12 protein-coding genes are annotated in these 17,353 nt (G+C 60.0%); 6 read left to right on the top strand and 6 right to left on the bottom strand.

Going from position 1 to position 17,353, the window contains the following annotated elements; all coding sequences use genetic code 11:
• Position 1 precedes the first annotated feature (1 nt).
• On the top strand, positions 2–607 hold the full coding sequence (locus M5B98_RS21220) for an START domain-containing protein (protein ID WP_085710898.1): 606 nt from the start codon (positions 2–4) through the stop codon (positions 605–607).
• Between the two features lie 313 nt (positions 608–920).
• Complete coding sequence (locus M5B98_RS21215; protein ID WP_102620503.1) at positions 921–3,014, top strand: LTA synthase family protein; 2,094 nt, start codon at positions 921–923, stop codon at positions 3,012–3,014.
• 60 nt (positions 3,015–3,074) lie between these two features.
• Here the strand turns inward: M5B98_RS21215 and M5B98_RS21210 are convergent, their stop codons facing one another.
• Positions 3,075–3,233 (bottom strand): DUF3309 family protein, encoded by a 159-nt coding sequence (locus tag M5B98_RS21210; protein ID WP_169432680.1) that lies wholly within the window; start codon positions 3,231–3,233, stop codon positions 3,075–3,077.
• A 256-nt stretch (positions 3,234–3,489) separates the two neighbouring features.
• Here M5B98_RS21210 and M5B98_RS21205 point away from each other — a divergent pair, with 256 nt between their 5' ends.
• The 3 genes from M5B98_RS21205 to csrA all read left to right on the top strand — a co-directional run bounded on the left by M5B98_RS21205 (position 3,490) and on the right by csrA (position 5,023).
• Positions 3,490–4,305, top strand: coding sequence for an SDR family oxidoreductase (locus tag M5B98_RS21205; protein WP_085710896.1), 816 nt, complete (start codon positions 3,490–3,492; stop codon positions 4,303–4,305).
• Between the two features lie 63 nt (positions 4,306–4,368).
• A complete protein-coding gene (locus tag M5B98_RS21200; protein ID WP_085710895.1) occupies positions 4,369–4,701 on the top strand; it encodes a YnfA family protein in 333 nt (110 codons plus the stop codon).
• A 136-nt stretch (positions 4,702–4,837) separates the two neighbouring features.
• A complete protein-coding gene (gene csrA / locus M5B98_RS21195) occupies positions 4,838–5,023 on the top strand; it encodes a carbon storage regulator CsrA (protein ID WP_085710894.1) in 186 nt (61 codons plus the stop codon).
• 5 nt (positions 5,024–5,028) lie between these two features.
• On the opposite strand, the gene M5B98_RS21190 is transcribed toward csrA, so the two are convergent.
• From M5B98_RS21190 to M5B98_RS21175, 4 genes are all read right to left on the bottom strand, one after another.
• Positions 5,029–5,256, bottom strand: a complete 228-nt coding sequence (locus M5B98_RS21190) for a YheU family protein (protein WP_085710893.1) — start codon at positions 5,254–5,256, stop codon at positions 5,029–5,031.
• Between the two features lie 59 nt (positions 5,257–5,315).
• Complete coding sequence (locus M5B98_RS21185; RefSeq protein WP_119429707.1) at positions 5,316–6,506, bottom strand: osmoprotectant NAGGN system M42 family peptidase; 1,191 nt, start codon at positions 6,504–6,506, stop codon at positions 5,316–5,318.
• 61 nt (positions 6,507–6,567) lie between these two features.
• Complete coding sequence (gene ngg, locus M5B98_RS21180) at positions 6,568–8,313, bottom strand: N-acetylglutaminylglutamine synthetase (RefSeq protein ID WP_248743869.1); 1,746 nt, start codon at positions 8,311–8,313, stop codon at positions 6,568–6,570.
• Between the two features lie 3 nt (positions 8,314–8,316).
• Complete coding sequence (locus tag M5B98_RS21175) at positions 8,317–10,089, bottom strand: N-acetylglutaminylglutamine amidotransferase (protein WP_248743868.1); 1,773 nt, start codon at positions 10,087–10,089, stop codon at positions 8,317–8,319.
• 296 nt (positions 10,090–10,385) lie between these two features.
• Here M5B98_RS21175 and M5B98_RS21170 point away from each other — a divergent pair, with 296 nt between their 5' ends.
• Positions 10,386–15,221 (top strand): NEL-type E3 ubiquitin ligase domain-containing protein, encoded by a 4,836-nt coding sequence (locus M5B98_RS21170; protein WP_248743867.1) that lies wholly within the window; start codon positions 10,386–10,388, stop codon positions 15,219–15,221.
• A 14-nt stretch (positions 15,222–15,235) separates the two neighbouring features.
• Here M5B98_RS21170 and mnmC read toward each other — a convergent pair whose 3' ends face one another.
• Positions 15,236–17,215 (bottom strand): bifunctional tRNA (5-methylaminomethyl-2-thiouridine)(34)-methyltransferase MnmD/FAD-dependent 5-carboxymethylaminomethyl-2-thiouridine(34) oxidoreductase MnmC, encoded by a 1,980-nt coding sequence (gene mnmC, locus M5B98_RS21165; protein WP_248743866.1) that lies wholly within the window; start codon positions 17,213–17,215, stop codon positions 15,236–15,238.
• Positions 17,216–17,353 lie beyond the last annotated feature (138 nt).

The following is a 17,353-nucleotide window of genomic DNA, read 5'->3' as shown; positions in this document are numbered from 1 at the left end:
TATGGGTTCGCTGCATCGTATCGCTGTGTTGTGTGGTTTGACTGCCGTGCTGGCCACTTCGGCTGCCCAGGCGGAAGACTGGAAAGTGGCCAAGAACGAAGACGGCATCAAGGTCTCCCTGAGCGAAGTGCCGGGTTCGGACTACAAGTCTTATCAGGGCGTGACCTTGATGAAGACCACCGTCGCCAAACTGCGCGCACTGCAGGAAGACGTCTCCGGTGCCTGTGCCTGGATTCACGAGTGCAAGACCCAGAAACTGCTCAAGCACGAAGGCGACCAGAGCTGGACCTACACCCAGTTCAATACGCCATGGCCGGTAACCCCGCGCGACTCGATCCTGCACGTCACCACCGTTGAAGGCGCCGATGGCAGCCTGACCCGCAATCTGGAAGGCGTGCCGAAGTACCTGCCGGAAGAAAAAGGCTTTGTGCGTGTCGCTCAGGTCAAAGGCTTCTGGAAATTCGTGCCAAAAGGCGATCAGGTTGAAGTGACTTATCAGGTCCACACCGAGCCAGGCGGCAGCGTGCCGTCGATGATTGCCAACAAGTTCGTGGTCGACGCACCGTTCAATACCCTGAAAGCCCTGAAAGAACGCGCCGAGAAGTAAGTATCGCGTGCTCTGCAAACGCCCCGATGAACTCGGGGCGTTTTGTTTTGTAGCGATATTGTGTTTCCGGATATGCGTTGCACGAAATTTTCACAAACGCTTCAAGACAATTCGCCCGCGCAATTTGAATCTGTCCGGGTATGCCGTGCCTTTAATGAAAGAGTCCGGCAGCAGGGCAGTAATCAATGGCAATGCCGCCGGTGATCGTGCAACATTTGCGCACCGCGCAAGCCCCGGGGCCTGGAATGGCCAACAGAGGGCAGGGCGCAGCTGTATTTTTGCAACTTCAACTTCCAATGGGTCCTAAAACGACATGGCAAACCCGGACGCCCTGAATCAGCAGCGATCTTCCAGTCGCTTGCTGCAACCGACCGTCAAATCGCATCTGGCCTACACGCTCTTGTGCGCGCTGGTCATGATGGTGATGTTTTCCGTGCTGCGCCTCGCGCTGCTGGTCTACAACCGCGAGATGATCCTCGACACCCCGGCTTCGACCTTTCTCGAAGCCTTCGCCAACGGCCTGCGCTTCGATTTGCGTCTGGTGGTCTACCTCTGCGTTCCGATGGTGCTGGCGCTGTTCAGTGCCCGGGCCATGGCTGCGCGCGGGTTCTTCCGCCTGTGGCTGACCGTGACTTCCAGCATCGCGCTGTTCCTCGGCCTGATGGAGATGGACTTCTACCGTGAGTTCCACCAGCGCCTCAATGGTCTGGTGTTCCAGTACGTGAAGGAAGATCCGAAAACCGTGATGAGCATGCTCTGGTACGGTTTCCCGGTGGTGCGCTACCTGCTGGCCTGGGCCGTGGGCACGGTGATCCTGACGCTGGCGTTCAAGGGCGCCGACCGTCTGACCCGCCCGCGTGGCCCGTTCAGCGGCGGCAACGTCGGCACCCGTCAGGTGGCGCCATGGTATGCGCGTCTGGCGGTGTTCGTGGTGTGTCTGCTGATCTGTGTGGTTGCCGTGCGCGGTACTCTGCGTCAGGGCCCGCCGCTGCGTTGGGGTGACGTGTACACCACCGAATCGAACTTCGCCAACCAGCTCGGCCTCAATGGCACCCTGTCGCTGATTGCGGCAGCCAAGGACCGCATGGGCGAAGACCGCAACAACATCTGGAAAGCCACGCTGCCGCAGGATCAGGCGCAGAAGGTCGTTCGCGAAATGCTGGTGATGCCGGACGACAAGCTGGTCGATGCCGACATCGCTGCCGTGCGCCGTGACTACACGCCGCCGGCCGACAAGACCCTGCCGATCAAGAACGTTGTCGTAATCCTCATGGAAAGCATGGCCGGTCACTCGGTAGGCGCGCTGGGCGCACCGGGCAACATCACGCCATACCTCGACAAGCTGTCGAAGGAAGGCCTGCTGTTCGACCGCTTCTTCTCCAACGGTACTCACACCCACCAGGGCATGTTCGCCACCATGGCCTGCTTCCCGAACCTGCCGGGTTTCGAGTACCTGATGCAGACCCCGGAAGGCAGCCACAAACTGTCCGGCCTGCCGCAGCTGCTCAGCGCGCGCAAGTATGACGACGTCTACGTCTACAACGGTGACTTTGCCTGGGACAACCAGTCCGGTTTCTTCAGCAACCAGGGCATGACCAACTTCGTTGGCCGTAACGACTTCGTCAACCCGGTGTTCTCCGATCCGACCTGGGGTGTGTCCGACCAGGACATGTTCGACCGCGGTCTGGTGGAACTGAAGGCACGGGAAAACGGCAAGCCGTTCTACGCGCTGCTGCAAACCCTGTCCAACCACACGCCGTACGCCTTGCCGACGCCATTGCCGGTCGAGCGCGTGACCGACCGTGGCACGCTCAACGAGCACCTGACCGCCATGCGTTACGCAGACTGGGCACTGGGCCAGTTCTTCGAGAAGGCCCGCAAGGAGCCTTACTTCAAGGAAACCCTGTTCGTCATCGTCGGCGACCACGGTTTCGGCAACGAGCGTCAGATCACCGAAATGGACCTGGGCCGCTTCAACGTACCGATGCTGATGATCGCACCGGGCATTCAGGAAAAATTCGGTACCCGTGACCACACCGTGGGTACGCAGATCGACATCGTGCCGACCATCATGGGTCGTCTGGGTGGCGAAGTGCGTCATCAGTGCTGGGGTCGTGACCTGCTCAACCTGCCGGCAGGCGACACCGGTTTCGGTGTGATCAAGCCGTCGGGCAGCGAGCAGACCACTGCCATCGTGACCGCTGACCAGATCCTGGTGCTGCCGAAAGAGAAGGAAATGGCGCCGAAGATCTACCAGTACCAACTGGGCGCGAATCCTTCGGCTGAAATCATTCCGGACGCACCACGTACCGCCGAGTTGAAACTCAAGCTCGAAGCGTTCCTGCAGACGGCTACCAAGAGCCTGCTCGACAACACCGCCGGTGTGATTAACGGCAAGCCGGACTGATCTTCCGCGCAATAAAAAAGAGGCCCTTTTCAGGGCCTCTTTTTTTTGTCGGTCAAAAGGTCATATCCGACCGAGCAACAGCAGCACCAACAGTACAACCAGCACTACGCCGATAATGCCCGAAGGACCGTAACCCCAACTTCTGGAGTGCGGGAAGACCGGCAGACCACCGATCAGCAACAGGATCAGGATAATGATAAGAATTGTGCCCATGTCGATTTCCTTGTTGATAGTGTCTGAGGAGTCTCGTTGTTCAAGGGCGGCTGGAAGTTGAACTAAATCCAGACGGCTTACAAATTCCGACTGGCGCGCGTGAAAGAAAATTCAATGTTTTTTTAACGTATTTGGTTCACGGTCTTATTTCGTTCGATGCCACGGTTTGCTCTTGCCATTCAGCAATCTGATGGAGCGTGGGTCGCTCCGGATCCTTCGCTACACTCCGCGCATCTTCCCCGGAACAACAAGGCTGTCTGTTATGCAAAATCGCATGATGATCACTGGCGCGGGCTCCGGCCTGGGTCGCGAAATCGCGCTGCGCTGGGCGCGTGAAGGCTGGCAACTGGCCTTGTCGGACGTCAGCGAACCGGGTCTGCAGGAAACCCTCAAACTGGTGCGCGAGGCCGGTGGCGATGGTTTCATCCAGCGCTGCGACGTGCGCGATTACAGCCAGCTCACCGCATTCGCCCAGGCCTGCGAAGTGAAGTTCGGTGGCATCGACATCATCGTCAACAATGCGGGCGTGGCCTCGGGCGGATTCTTCAGCGAACTGTCGCTGGAAGACTGGGACTGGCAGATCGCGATCAACCTGATGGGCGTGGTCAAGGGCTGCAAGGCGTTCCTGCCGCTTCTGGAACAGAGCAAGGGCAAGATCATCAACATCGCCTCGATGGCGGCACTGATGCAAGGCCCGGCGATGAGCAACTACAACGTGGCCAAGGCCGGCGTGGTGGCGTTGTCTGAAAGTCTGCTGATCGAACTGGCCCAGCAGGAAGTCGGTGTCCATGTGGTTTGCCCGTCGTTTTTCCAGACCAATCTGCTGGACTCGTTCCGCGGTCCGACACCGGCCATGAAAGCCCAGGTCGGCAAGTTGCTGGAAAGTTCACCGATTACCGCCGCCGATATTGCCGACTACATCTACCAGCAGGTCGCCGCCGGCGAGTTCATGATCCTGCCCCACGAACAAGGCCGCATGGCCTGGGCGATCAAGCAGAAGAACCCGCAGCTGCTGTACAACGAAATGACCGCAATGGCCGAAAAAATGCGCGCCAAGGCCAGACAGAACAACGGCTGAACTTGCACCACCAGAGCCCCGTCGTTAGGGTGACCGCCACAGTCACCCTGACGAGTCATCTGCATGCTCAACTACTTGTGGTTTTTCCTTGCCGCGCTGTTTGAAATCGCCGGTTGTTTCGCTTTCTGGATGTGGTTGCGCCAGGGGAAAAGTGCCTTGTGGGTGATCCCGGCGCTGCTCAGCCTGACCCTGTTTGCACTTTTGTTGACGCGTGTTGAAGCGACCTACGCCGGTCGCGCCTACGCCGCTTACGGCGGCATCTACATCATTGCCTCGATTGGCTGGCTGGCGGTGGTCGAGCGCATCCGTCCGCTGGGCTCGGACTGGATCGGTGTCGCCTTGTGTGTGATCGGTGCCAGCGTGATTCTGTTCGGGCCACGGTTTTCGGCGACTTGAAACACGAGTTTGAAGGAAACGTCTGAAGGCTGATGCGCCGTGGCGTGTAGGGTTTGACTGATTTGCCCGCAGCGCATTGTAGGGCGCTCGAAAGCCGCGCATCTTCAAGGCTCGAAAACCTTGAAGGACAACCCTCATGCTTGTACTCAGCCGTGTTGTCGGTGAACTGATTTCCATCGGCGACAACATCACTTTGCGCGTTCTGGCGGTCAACGGCTCCAGCGTGCGATTCGGCGTCGAGGCGCCAAAGCAGGTCAACGTGCACCGTGCCGAAGTCTACGAGCGGATCCAGCGCAAACAGGTCAACGGCAAGGGCCGCTGACCGTTTCAGTCGAACAGGTGCTTGGGCACGTCGTGCTTGAGCATCAACTGGCATTGTTCGCTTTCCGGATCGAAGACGATCAGCGCCTGCCCCTTGATCAGGGCCTGACGAACCCGCAACACGCGGGTTTCCAGCGGGGTGTCGTCACCGTTGTCGGTGCCGTCGCGGGTGACGAAATCCTCGATCAGGCGGGTCAGGGTGTCGACTTCGAGCGCGTCGTAGGGAATCAGCATGGGCACCTCGGCTAAATCAATGTCGGGATGCTACGGCGAATGATCGCCGAGGGCCAGACTCAACTGTCCGAGCGTTGCCCCACCAGGCTGTCCACCGACGGCACCCGGGTGTCGCTTTCCATTTGTGTCTCGTGTTCGATCTGGTGACTGAAGCGATCCAGTGAGGCGTTGGCCGGTTGCGCATCGCTGGCGAACACCGGCGGACTCAGGATGTATGCCCCCAGCAGACGACTGAGTGCGGCCAGACTGTCGATGTGCGTGCGTTCGTAGCCGTGGGTCGCATCGCAGCCGAAGGCGAGCAGGGCGGTGCGAATGTCGTGGCCGGCGGTGACGGCCGAATGGGCGTCGCTGAAGTAATAGCGGAACAGGTCGCGCCGCACCGGCAACTCGTTTTCACCAGCCAGACGCAGCAGATGCCGCGACAAGTGATAGTCGTAAGGCCCGCCGGAATCCTGCATCGCCACGCTCACCGCGTGCTCGCTGGAGTGCTGGCCGGGAGCAACCGGCGCGATGTCGATCCCGACAAACTCACTGACATCCCAGGGCAAGGCCGCCGCCGCGCCGCTGCCGGTTTCTTCAGTGATGGTGAACAGCGGGTGGCAATCGATCATCAACTCCTGACCGCTGTCGACGATGGCTTTCAGCGCTGCGAGCAGTGCCGCGACTCCGGCCTTATCGTCCAGGTGACGGGCGCTGATATGGCCGCTTTCGGTGAACTCCGGCAGCGGATCGAACGCCACCACATCCCCCACGCAGATACCCAGCGAGTCGCAATCGGCGCGGGTCGCGCAGTAGGCATCCAGACGCAGTTCGACGTGATCCCAGCTGATCGGCATCTCGTCCACGGCGGTGTTGAAGGCGTGCCCGGACGCCATCAGCGGCAACACGCTGCCACGGATCACGCCGTTATCGGTGAACAGACTGACGCGGCTGCCTTCGGCGAAACGGCTCGACCAACAACCGACCGGCGCCAATGTCAGGCGCCCGTTGTCCTTCACCGCGCGCACGGCGGCACCGATGGTGTCCAGGTGCGCCGATACGGCGCGGTCGGGGCTGTTTTTCTTGCCCTTGAGGGTGGCGCGAATCGTGCCGCGTCGGGTCATTTCGAAGGGGATGCCGAGTTCCTCCAGACGCTCGGCGACGTAACGCACGATGGTGTCGGTGAACCCGGTAGGGCTGGGAATGGCGAGCATTTCCAGCAGGACTTTTTGCAGGTAGTTCAGATCCGGTTCGGGAATTTGGATGGTCATGGAAACTCCTGTTGCGGAGCGCCATCCCCGTGTCGGGTGCGGGAATGACGCAGAAGAGAGATCAAACGGCCGGCTGACTGTGTGGAAACAACAGATCCACAAACCGTTCGGCCGTCGGCTGCGGCTCATGGTTGGCCAGGCCCGCCCGTTCGTTGGCTTCGATGAACACGTATTCCGGCTGATTGGCGGCGGGCACCATCAGGTCGAGCCCGACCATTGGAATGTCCAGTGCTCGCGCCGCACGTACGGCGGCATCGACCAGGGTCGGATGTAGAATGGCCGTCACGTCTTCCAGAGTGCCGCCGGTGTGCAGGTTCGCCGTACGCCGTACGAACAGATGCTCGCCGGCGGGCAGGATGCTGCTGTAGTCGTAACCGGCAGCGTGCAGGGTGCGTTGGGTTTCGTGGTCCAGCGGAATCTTGCTTTCGCCGCCGGTAGCCGCTTGCCGGCGGCGGCTCTGGGCTTCGATCAGCGCGCCGATGGAGTGATGACCGTCACCGACCACCTCGGCCGGCCGGCGGATCGCGGCTGCGACTACGTCGAAACCGATCACCAGAATCCGCAGGTCAAGGCCTTCGTGGAAGCTTTCGAGCAGCACGCGGCTGTCGAACTGTTTCGCCGAATCGATCGCTTGCTGCACCTCTTCGATGCTTCGCAGGTCAACGGCCACGCCCTGACCTTGCTCGCCATCCAGCGGCTTGACCACCACCCGCTGATGCTCGTCGAGAAACGCCAGATTGTCGTCCGCATTCGCCGCCAGTTGCTGGGACGGCACATTCAGCCCGGCGTTTTTCAGCACCTTGTGGGTCAGGCTTTTGTCCTGGCACAGATTCATGCTGATGGCGCTGGTGAGGTCGCTCAGGGATTCGCGGCAACGCACCCGACGCCCGCCATGGCTGAGGGTGAACAGCCCGGCATCGGCATCGTCCACTTGCACGTCGATGCCACGTCTATGGGCTTCCTCGACGATGATCCGCGCGTAGGGATTGAAATCTGCCTCTGGTCCGGGGCCGAGAAACAGTGGCTGATTGATGCCGTTCTTGCGTTTGATGGCGAAGGTCGAAAGGTTACGAAAGCCGAGTTTGGCGTAGAGGTTTTTTGCCTGACGGTTATCGTGCAGCACCGACAGATCCAGGTAGCTCAAACCGCGACTCATGAAGTGTTCGATCAGGTGCCGCACCAGCACTTCGCCGACCCCGGGACGCGAACACTGCGGATCGACCGCCAGGCACCACAGGCTGCTGCCGTTTTCCGGGTCGTTGTAAGCCTTCTGATGATTGAGGCCCATGACGCTGCCGATCACCGCGCCGCTGTCTTCGTCCTCGGCCAGCCAGTACACCGGCCCGCCCTGATGATGCGGGGTGAGCAGGGTGGCATCGATCGGCAGCATGCCGCGTGCCTGATACAGCTGATTGATCGACTGCCAGTCCTCTTCGCTTTGTGCTCGACGGATGCGAAAGCCGCGAAACACCCTGGTGGCCTGACGGTAATCGCTGAACCACAGGCGCAAGGTGTCGGAGGGGTCGAGAAACAGTTGGGTGGGTTCCAGACCGAGAATCTGCTGCGGCGCCGCCACGTACAGGGCGATATCACGCTCGCCCGGCTGCTCGTTGAGCAACTCTTGGGCAAGGCTGGCCGGGTCGGGAAAGGTATGGCCGATCAGCAACCGGCCCCAGCCGCAATGCACGGCAATCGGCTCGGCACTCGGTTGGTTGCCATCCTCGGCCAGACGCGCCTGTAAACGTTCATAGGACGGTGTCTGACCGCGCAGCAGCCGTTGGCTGTAAGCCGTGGCGTGAGGTTTCATCGATCAGATTCCTTGTTCGCTAAGCCACAGGTTCAGAGCCGCCAGTTGCCAAAGCTTGGAGCCGCGCAACGGGGTCAACTGGCCTTGTGGGTCGGTCAGCAATTTGTCGAGCATGGCGGGGTTGAACAGGCCGCGATCCTGGCTCGGATCCAGCAGCAGCTCGCGCACCCAGTTCAGGGTGTCGCCTTGCAAATGCTTGAGGCCGGGTACCGGGAAGTAACCTTTCTTGCGATCGATCACTTCGCTCGGGATGACCAGCCGAGCGGCTTCTTTCAAGACCTGCTTGCCACCGTCGGGCAGTTTGAATTTGCCGGGAACACGGGCCGACAATTCCACCAGGCGATAGTCGAGAAACGGCGTGCGCGCCTCCAGACCCCAGGCCATGGTCATGTTGTCGACGCGTTTGACCGGGTCGTCCACCAGCATCACCGTGCTGTCCAGGCGCAGGGCCTTGTCGACTGCCGCATCGGCGCCGGGCTGTGCGAAATGTTCCTTCACGAAGTCGCCGGCGGCGTCATTGGCGGTCAGCCATTTAGGCTGCACCGTGGCGGCGTAATCGTCGTAGCTGCGGTCGAAAAATGCTTCGCGATAGGCCGCGTACGGATCGGCCGCGCCGTCCACTTGCGGATACCAGTGATAACCGGCGAACAACTCGTCGGCGCCCTGGCCGCTCTGTACCACTTTGCAATGCTTGGCCACTTCGCGGGACAGCAGATAGAAGGCGATGCAGTCGTGGCTGACCATCGGCTCGCTCATGGCGCGGAAGGCGGCGGGCAGTTGCTCGATGATCTCTGTTTCGTCGATGCGCAATTGATGGTGCCGGGTGCCGTAGTGTTTGGCGATCAGGTCGGAATACTGGAATTCGTCACCGCGCTCGCCGCCGGCATCCTGGAAACCGATGGAAAAAGTCGACAGGTTCTCCACGCCGACTTCACGCAGCAGGCCAACGAGCATGCTCGAATCGACACCGCCGGAAAGCAGTACGCCGACATCCACCGCCGCCCGTTGGCGGATCGCCACGGCTTCGCGGGTGCTGTCGAGCACGCGGTCGCGCCAGTCTTCCAGTGTCAGGTTTTTTTCGTCGTCGTGTGGGCCGTAGGGCAGGGTCCACCAGGTTTTTTGCTCGGTGGTGCCGTCCGCCTCAATGCGCATCCAGCTCGCTGGCGGCAGCTTTTCGATGCCGGCCAGCAAGGTGCGCGGCGCCGGCACCACGGCGTGGAAGTTCAGGTAATGGTTGAGCGCCACCGGATCGAGGATCGGGTTGATGTCGCCGCCCTTGAGCAATGCCGGCAGGGCCGAGGCAAAACGCAGGCGCTGACCGGTGCGCGACAGGTACAGCGGCTTCACACCGAGACGGTCACGGGCGATGAACAGGCGCTGGGCATCGCGCTCCCAGATGGCGAAGGCAAACATGCCGTTGAGTTTCGGCAGCAGCGCTTCGCCCCAGGCGTGATAGCCCTTGAGCAGCACTTCGGTGTCGCCGCCGGAGTAGAACGCGTAACCGAGCGCTTCGAGTTCGGCGCGCAGTTCAGGAAAGTTGTAGATCGCGCCGTTGAAGGCCAGGGACAGGCCCAGTTGGCTGTCGATCATCGGCTGCGCCGAGCCGTCCGACAGGTCCATGATTTTCAGGCGTCGATGGCCCAGGGCAATCGGCCCCTGAGCATGAAAACCCCACGCATCAGGGCCGCGAGGCGCCAGGTGATGGGTGATTCGTTCGATGGCTGCAAGGTCTGCAGGTTGTTGATCAAAACGTAACTCGCCAGCTAGTCCGCACATAAAGTCCTTACCGGTTTTTCCGTTGGGGAGGGTGTTGCTGAACCGCGCCGAAATGGCCGGTACCCAGAAACTGACCCGGTGCGGATGTGGGAGTTTTAGAACGATCGGTTATAAGCGTGTCAGTCTGACCGGTGGGCCATTAGCATCCTGCGGGAAGTCAGCGGTAGTAGATAAGTATTCAAAACATAAGGATTGCTGCTGGTTTGCTGGCTTGAACGGGCAGTTTTCCGAGTTTTTTATTCGTCGCCGGGATCGATAAGGTGAATGGACTCAACAGCAATAAAGGAATATTGCCCATGCCCACGACACCGTACTCGTCCACCTCGATCACCCTCACGGATAAACAGAAACTGAGCTTTCTGCTGGAGGCCACAGGCGATCTGGACACCGCCCGGACCTTGCAGAAAACCCTGCCCCCCGCATTGCTCAAAGCCAGCGCCGATACGCTGGCGGCATTGGAAAAGACCTCGCGTGACTTGTACGTGACCCAGACGCAAGTCGAAACAGACCTGAGCCGGCTGCAATCGCTCAAGCACTTTTGCATTGAACAATTGAACTGCGCCCTGACTGCGCGTTGGCCGGCCGTATTCGATGTCGAGAACGACTATCTGGAGTTGCCGGGAAGCTATTGCGGGTGCGAGGCAGTGACCCCGCCCGGAGGTGGAGAGAAGGTCATTCCGCCCGCTACACCCACGCTGCTGGAAGCCGCGATGCAGAACTTCACGGAAGTCGAGGCGCAAGCCGATTATTTTCCCGAAGGCAGCTTCGTGCGGATTGCCAGCCAGCCTGACGGCGTTCCCGGACTGACACCGACGGCGTTCGCCGCACTTTGCCGGGAGCTGGATCTTGGCCGACTGTATCAGGAGCATTTCCAGCAGGTGTTCGGGGTCAGGGAGGTCAATGGCAGTCGAGTCGCCACCGGGCCGATGGTTCGCAATATCTCGGTGATGAAAAAGCAGATGTTGCAACTGGACCTGCACATGGCGCTGATGAAGGAGCACGTTTCCCCGGAAGGCTTCCGGACGGTTCAACGTTTGATCGATGCCGCAGGCGTCGCCAGTGCCCCTGGCCTTCATTACCAGGGCAGACCGCTGATCATGCAGGGCATTGAATTGCTCGAGAGCTGTATCTGGGGCGTCGTGGTGTTCTCCGAACGTTCGGTGGAGCTGGATCCGGATCAGTGGTGTCTGGTGTACATGCCTGGAGAACCCGATCAGCCACTGTCCGAGTTCGCCAGCTTCACGGCGTTCATCGCTTATCTGGAATTCAAACTGGGGCTGGACAGTTACAAGAGTTACTTCAGCCACTGCATCGGCGAAGTCGACAAGGTCGATTTTTTCAAGACATTCACCGATACCGGCAGTTTGGGGCAGGTCAAACAGCTGGAGATGAATGATCCTTTGTTCGACTTCATGCTCAAGAGCCATGTCGGCAAGCTGCAACTCGACGCCCGTGCGCTCGCCGTACCGACTGCAGATGTTGATGAAGAAGAGCGCAAGAAGCGACTGATTCAATACCTGGAAATCGGCTTGACGATCGCCAACGTGGCGGGCTTCGTCGTTCCGGTATTGGGGCAATTGATGATGGGCGTCGCTATCGGACAAATGCTCGCCGAGGTGTACGAAGGGATTGAAGACTGGAGTCGTGGCGACCGTCAGGAAGCGTTTTCGCATCTGCTCAGTGTTGCCGAGAATATTGTGCTGATGGCAGCCGTGGGGGCCGGGATCAAGGGGGTGAAATCTCTGGTGATCAAGACGGTACGCCAACACCCGGATTTTTTTCAGCCATTTACCACGATCCTCGATCGTCAGGGTCAGGCCCGCTTATGGAAACCGGACCTGCGCGGTTATGCACAACCATTGACCACCACGGCGACGCCTGATGCACAGGGGTTTTACCGGGTCGACGGCAAGGTTTTCGTCCGTCTCGATCAACATTTCTACGAAGTGGCACATGAGCCGGCCAGCAACACCTTTTGTATCCAGCATCCTGTTCGTCCTGGTGCCTACGCGCCTGTACTTGAACACAACAACCATGGAGGCTGGCGTCACGCTTTCGAACACGCCGAAAACTGGAGTGGTGGCTACCTGCTTAAACGCATCGATCCAGGTCTGACGGCTTTCGACGACAGTCGTCTTGAGATGATTCGACAGCTGACGGACACTCATACCGGCGAGTTGCAGCGTCTGTTCGAGAACAACTTGCCACTGCCCGTCCGTTTACGCGATGCGCTCGAGCAATTAAGGCTTGAGCGCCAATTGCGTGATTTCATTACAGCAATGGAGGCCGGCGAAGCGTTCGATGCCCGTTACACCGAGGAGCAGATGCATGCGTTGCCTCGCCTCGCTAACTGGCCCACTGATCGCTACATCAAGGTCGTTGACGAGCATGGCCGTATCACCGCGACCTTTCCTCCCGATGTAATTGACGATGACACGGTGAGCGTCATTGTGACCCACGCACAACTGGAGAAGGGCGAGCTGTTACAGACGGTCATCAACGGTTTGTACCCCGAGGAAGTGGAGACGCTGGTTGGCGAGAATGTTGCCCCGGCGGACGCTGGCACACAGTTGGCCAAAGTGATCGGGGCCGCGGTCAAGACTGATCGCAGGTCGACCTTCGATCACCTCTACCGGCGATACGATCGAGCTGTCGCCGGCGAGTTGCTCAATATTCGCAACGCTTATCCCGACCTGCCGGTGCGGTATGCGCGTGAGTTGCTCAAGCGAGCGCCAAGTGTTGAACGGATGCACCTGCGCAGTACCGGGCGGGTACCCATGGGGCTGGCAGAACGTGTCCGCGCGGCTTCGAGTGATGTGCGTGTGGATCGGGCGTTGACCGGGTTTTACCTGGCTGACATTGCCAGTGCCGATACCACGAGGCTGGCGATCCGGTTGTTACCCCGGCTCAGCGGATGGGATTCTGAGTTCTACCTGGAGGTGCGGGCAAAAAAACTGAACGGAGACTTGTTGGAAACGCTGGGCGAGAAACCGCTCGTGACGTCGAGTTCATGCACGCTGGTCAGGCTCGACAACGGTTATGAAGTGTTCGGCGGTGACAGGAAATCCCTCGGTCATGTGGCGTCCGGTACGGAAAGTCTCTATCACGCGATCCTCAAGGGGCTTTCGTTGCGCCAGCGCAAGGCCATCGGGTTTGCGGAACCGAAGGCGGACGATGGTTGGCGTCTGCGACTCAAACTCCTGGACTGTGCACTGGACGAGCGCGAGGGCTGTGCCCGGATCCTGGCGGATGAGCGGTTGCAACCGACCATCCCGGAGCTTGCGTGTACGCTTGCCGATTCGCCCGTCGAGCCAGTCACGCACTCGCGCCGATTGCTGCGCAAAGTCAAATGGATCTATCCCTCTTTTTCGGACGTACAGGCTAGGGAGTTTCTTGAACAGTTGGGCGGTGACCATCTGACCAGAGCGATACGGGTACGACAGCTGCAAGAGGATCTGAGTCGGCTCCGGGATGTGCTGGACACCTGGAGCGAGGACGAATTGGCCATGAGTTCCTTGGGGGGCTTGCTGTATGACGTTCATGATTGCCGGCAAATCGTGGCCGACGAGATCGAGGACTGCTTCAGGCGGCGGGTTTTCCAGAGCGACGAGTTTGGGCACCGGGTATACGGTTTGAACCTTGACGGCATGCGATTCGGCAAACTGCCGATACTGCCGGTCGGACTGACCTTCGACCATGTCAGATATCTGTCTCTGCAAAACATGCAGCTGGACAACGATGTGGCCTACTTTCTGAAAGCCTTCAAGCAGCTCGAGACCCTGGCACTGGACAGCAATCAGCTGACCTTGCTGCCTGAGATCATTTCGCATATGCCGAACCTCAAGCACTTGAGCATGGGAAACAACCGGATCCAGCTGACAGAGCATTCGCTGGTGAAGTTGTCCAGATTACGCACGCTGCAAAGCCTGGACCTGAGCGGGAACCGCCTGGGAGCGACAGTGGATGTAGGTGGTCTGTTCGACCTGAATCACCTTTACTTGCGTAACACCCGTGCCACCGAGCTGCCGAAGGGATTGCAGTATCTGCCCAATCTGAAACGGGTGGATCTGCGCGACAACGATATTCGCGATCTGCCTGACTGGCTCTTTGGAACGTCCAGGTATTTCAGTGAAACGATCAATCTGCGTAACAACCCGATTTCCGATGTCAGCAAAGTCCATCTTGATTCCTACCGCAAGACCGTGGGTATCGGCATGGGGTATCTGGAAAACGACATCGCTCGACTCGACGAGAACCTGGCGCGTTCGATCTGGTTGACTGAAACAGGGGGGAGCGTGGGTTCACGGCGCCTGCAGACGTGGACCGCAATCAAGGATGATCCGATGGCCGAAGGCCTGTTTCAGCTATTGGCTGAACTGGGTAATTCTGCTGAATCCGTACACGTGCGTGAAGACATGACGCGCCGGGTCTGGACGGTTCTGGAGGCAACGCAGGCCGACGCCGAACTGCGGCGACAGATTTTCGATCTGGCGGCCAACCCGATCAACTGCACGGACAATGCGGCGCTGAACTTCAGTCATCTGGAAGTCGCCGTGCAGGTTCATCGTGTGACCCGCGTTTCCGCGGGCCGACAACCTTCGGCGATATCGCTGATCAAACTTGCAAGAGGGCTGTTTCGTCTCGACCAACTGGACGGGATTGCAACGGAGCATGCAGAGGCGCACTCGTCACCGGATCCCCTGGAGGTGGCTCTGGCCTATCGCTCCGGGCTGGCGGAGGCTCTCGAACTGCCGGGGCAACCGTCGCACATGCGCTACGCGTCAATTGCAGAGGTGACAGGGGCGGATCTGGTAGAGGCCATCGATAGAATCCAGACCGCCGAGCTGTCTCCAGACTGGTTGAAGTTTCTGGTTCGTCAGCCATTCTGGAGCCAGTACGTGAAAAGCAGCTTCGCACAGCAGTTCGACGATGCCCGTGCACCTCACGACGAGGAGGCTCTGGCGTTATTCGAGAAGGCTGAAGAGCTCAGCTCTGCCGACTACCTGAGTGAAATGAATCAGTGCGCCACCCGGCGGGAGCAAACCGAAGGTGCCTTGCTCGAACGATTGACCGAGCAAGTGATGAAGCTGATCGAGGGCAATACCTGCCTGATGCCGGAGGGGGGATCCTGATCCGGGCTGGCAGGTTATTTTCCCCGAATCAGCCGGCGCAGGGCGAACCGGTTGGGATGGCATGCTTCGGCCACACTTCTGGGCAGCGGCAGTGGTTCGTTGTCCAGCCAGGCTGCCAGCAATTCACCTGACAGTGGCGCGGTGATCAACCCGCGTGAACCATGGCCGCTGTTGACGTACAGACCGTCCAGCCACGGGCAGGCGATGTCCGGCACTTGCCGGGCATCCTTGCCCAGGACTGCGTAGGTTTGATCGAAGGCTTCGCGGTCGGCGAGCGGGCCGACGATCGGCAGGTAGTCAGGACTGGTGCAGCGGAATGCGGCGCGTCCTTCAAGGCGTTCGGGATCCTGATCCTTGATGTGCAGGCGCAAGACCAGGTCGTCGGAGATTTCTTCGAGCATCGCCAGATTGCCCAGGTGCTCGGCGGTGGTCGGGGTCAGGTCGTCGTTGTTGAAGTCGAAGCTGGCACCCAGGGTGTGTTCACCCAGCCGTGCCGGAGCGACATAGCCTTCGGCACAGACCACCGTTGCCAGTGCCTGGCTGTCTTCGGTCTTTGCCAGACGGGTGATCTGTCCGCGAATGCGTTTGAGCGGCAGCTCGGCGCTCTGTGCAAACCTTTTGATCTCGGCGGCGCCGGCCAGTACCACGACGGGTGCTGTTGCGATCAATTGTCCGCCGTCGAAAACTTGCCACTGACCGTCGACCTTGTGCAGCTCAACGGCGTCCTGATGAGTCAGCAGTGTGATGCCCGGTTGCGCAGCTTGTGCCTGACACAACGCGGGCGGATGCACCCAGCCACCTTCGGGATAATACAAACCGCCGTGGGCCAGACCGATCCCGGCACGGGCCTGCGCCTCGGGTTGATCGAGCCACTGCAGAAGATCTTCGGGAAACGCCGCCGCCAATTGTGCCTGACGCTCGCGTTCCTTTTCATTGAACGCCAGTTGCAGCACACCGCAGTCATCCCAATCGGTGCCGCGCTGCAGGGTTTCCAGCAGGCGCCGGGTGTGGCCGAAGCCGCTGACGATCAACTGCGACAGCGCTGTGCCGTGGGCGGACAGTTTCAGATACAGCACGCCCTGGGGATTGCCCGAGGCTTCCTGCGCCACTGCTGCATGACGCTCCAGCAGACTGACCTGCCAACCCCGCACCGCGAGGCTGGCGGCCGTGGCGCAACCAGCCAGACCGGCGCCGATCACCAGGGCACGACGCTCTCCCATGACAGGCGCCGGGCGGGCGAACCACGGTTTGTCCGCAGCGGGTAACGGCACATCCTCCGGCCAGCCGAGAAACTCGCCACGCAAAATTTCCCATTTGTGGCCGATGCCCGGCGTGCGCTTCATCTTGAAGCCGGCGGCGTTGAGCAGACGTCGCACCCAACCGGTGCTGGTGAACGTGCTGATGGTCGAACCCGGCGCCGCCAGTCGCGCCAGCTCGGCGAACAATTCGGCGGTCCACATCTCGGGGTTTTTCGCCGGAGCGAAACCGTCGAGAAACCAGGCATCGATCTGGCCGTCCAGTTGCGGCAACTGCTCCAGCGCATCGCCGATCAGCAGCGTCAGGGTCACGCGACCGTTATCCAGAACAATGCGCTGGAAACCCTGATGAATCGCCACGTAATGCTTGAGCAGTTGATCGGACAGCGGCTTGAGATCCGGCCACAACGCCAGCGCACGCTGCAGGTCGGCAGGGCTCAGCGGGTACTTTTCCACGCTGACGAAATGCAGCCGCGCACCGGCCACCGCATGCTGTTCGAACAACTGCCAGGCGCAGAGAAAATTCAGCCCGGTACCGAAGCCGGTTTCACCGATCACCAGTCGCCCGCCCGCCGGCAGCGCGGCGAAGCGTTCAGCCAGTCGATTCTGTTCAAGGAACACGTAGCGGGTTTCATCCAGCCCCGACTGGTCGGAAAAATACACATCGTCGAACACTCGCGAACGCGGGCGTCCCTGGTCATCCCAGTCGAGTTGGGCGTGGGGCATTACAGGTTTCATGGCAGGCTCGGCAACGGCAAGGCGGCCATTCTAGCCGATCACGCGGGCAGCGCTTGATCCATGGCAAGCCTTGCTATGGATGACTCAAGGACAATCCGCCCCCGGCGGGAATTTCTGTGCCGCGTCTGTGCCCAATCC

The organism is Pseudomonas sp. MWU12-3088, from assembly GCF_023242405.1.
GTDB classification, from domain to species: Bacteria; Pseudomonadota; Gammaproteobacteria; order Pseudomonadales; family Pseudomonadaceae; genus Aquipseudomonas; species Aquipseudomonas kribbensis.
This window is presented reverse-complemented; position numbering and strand designations above follow the sequence as displayed.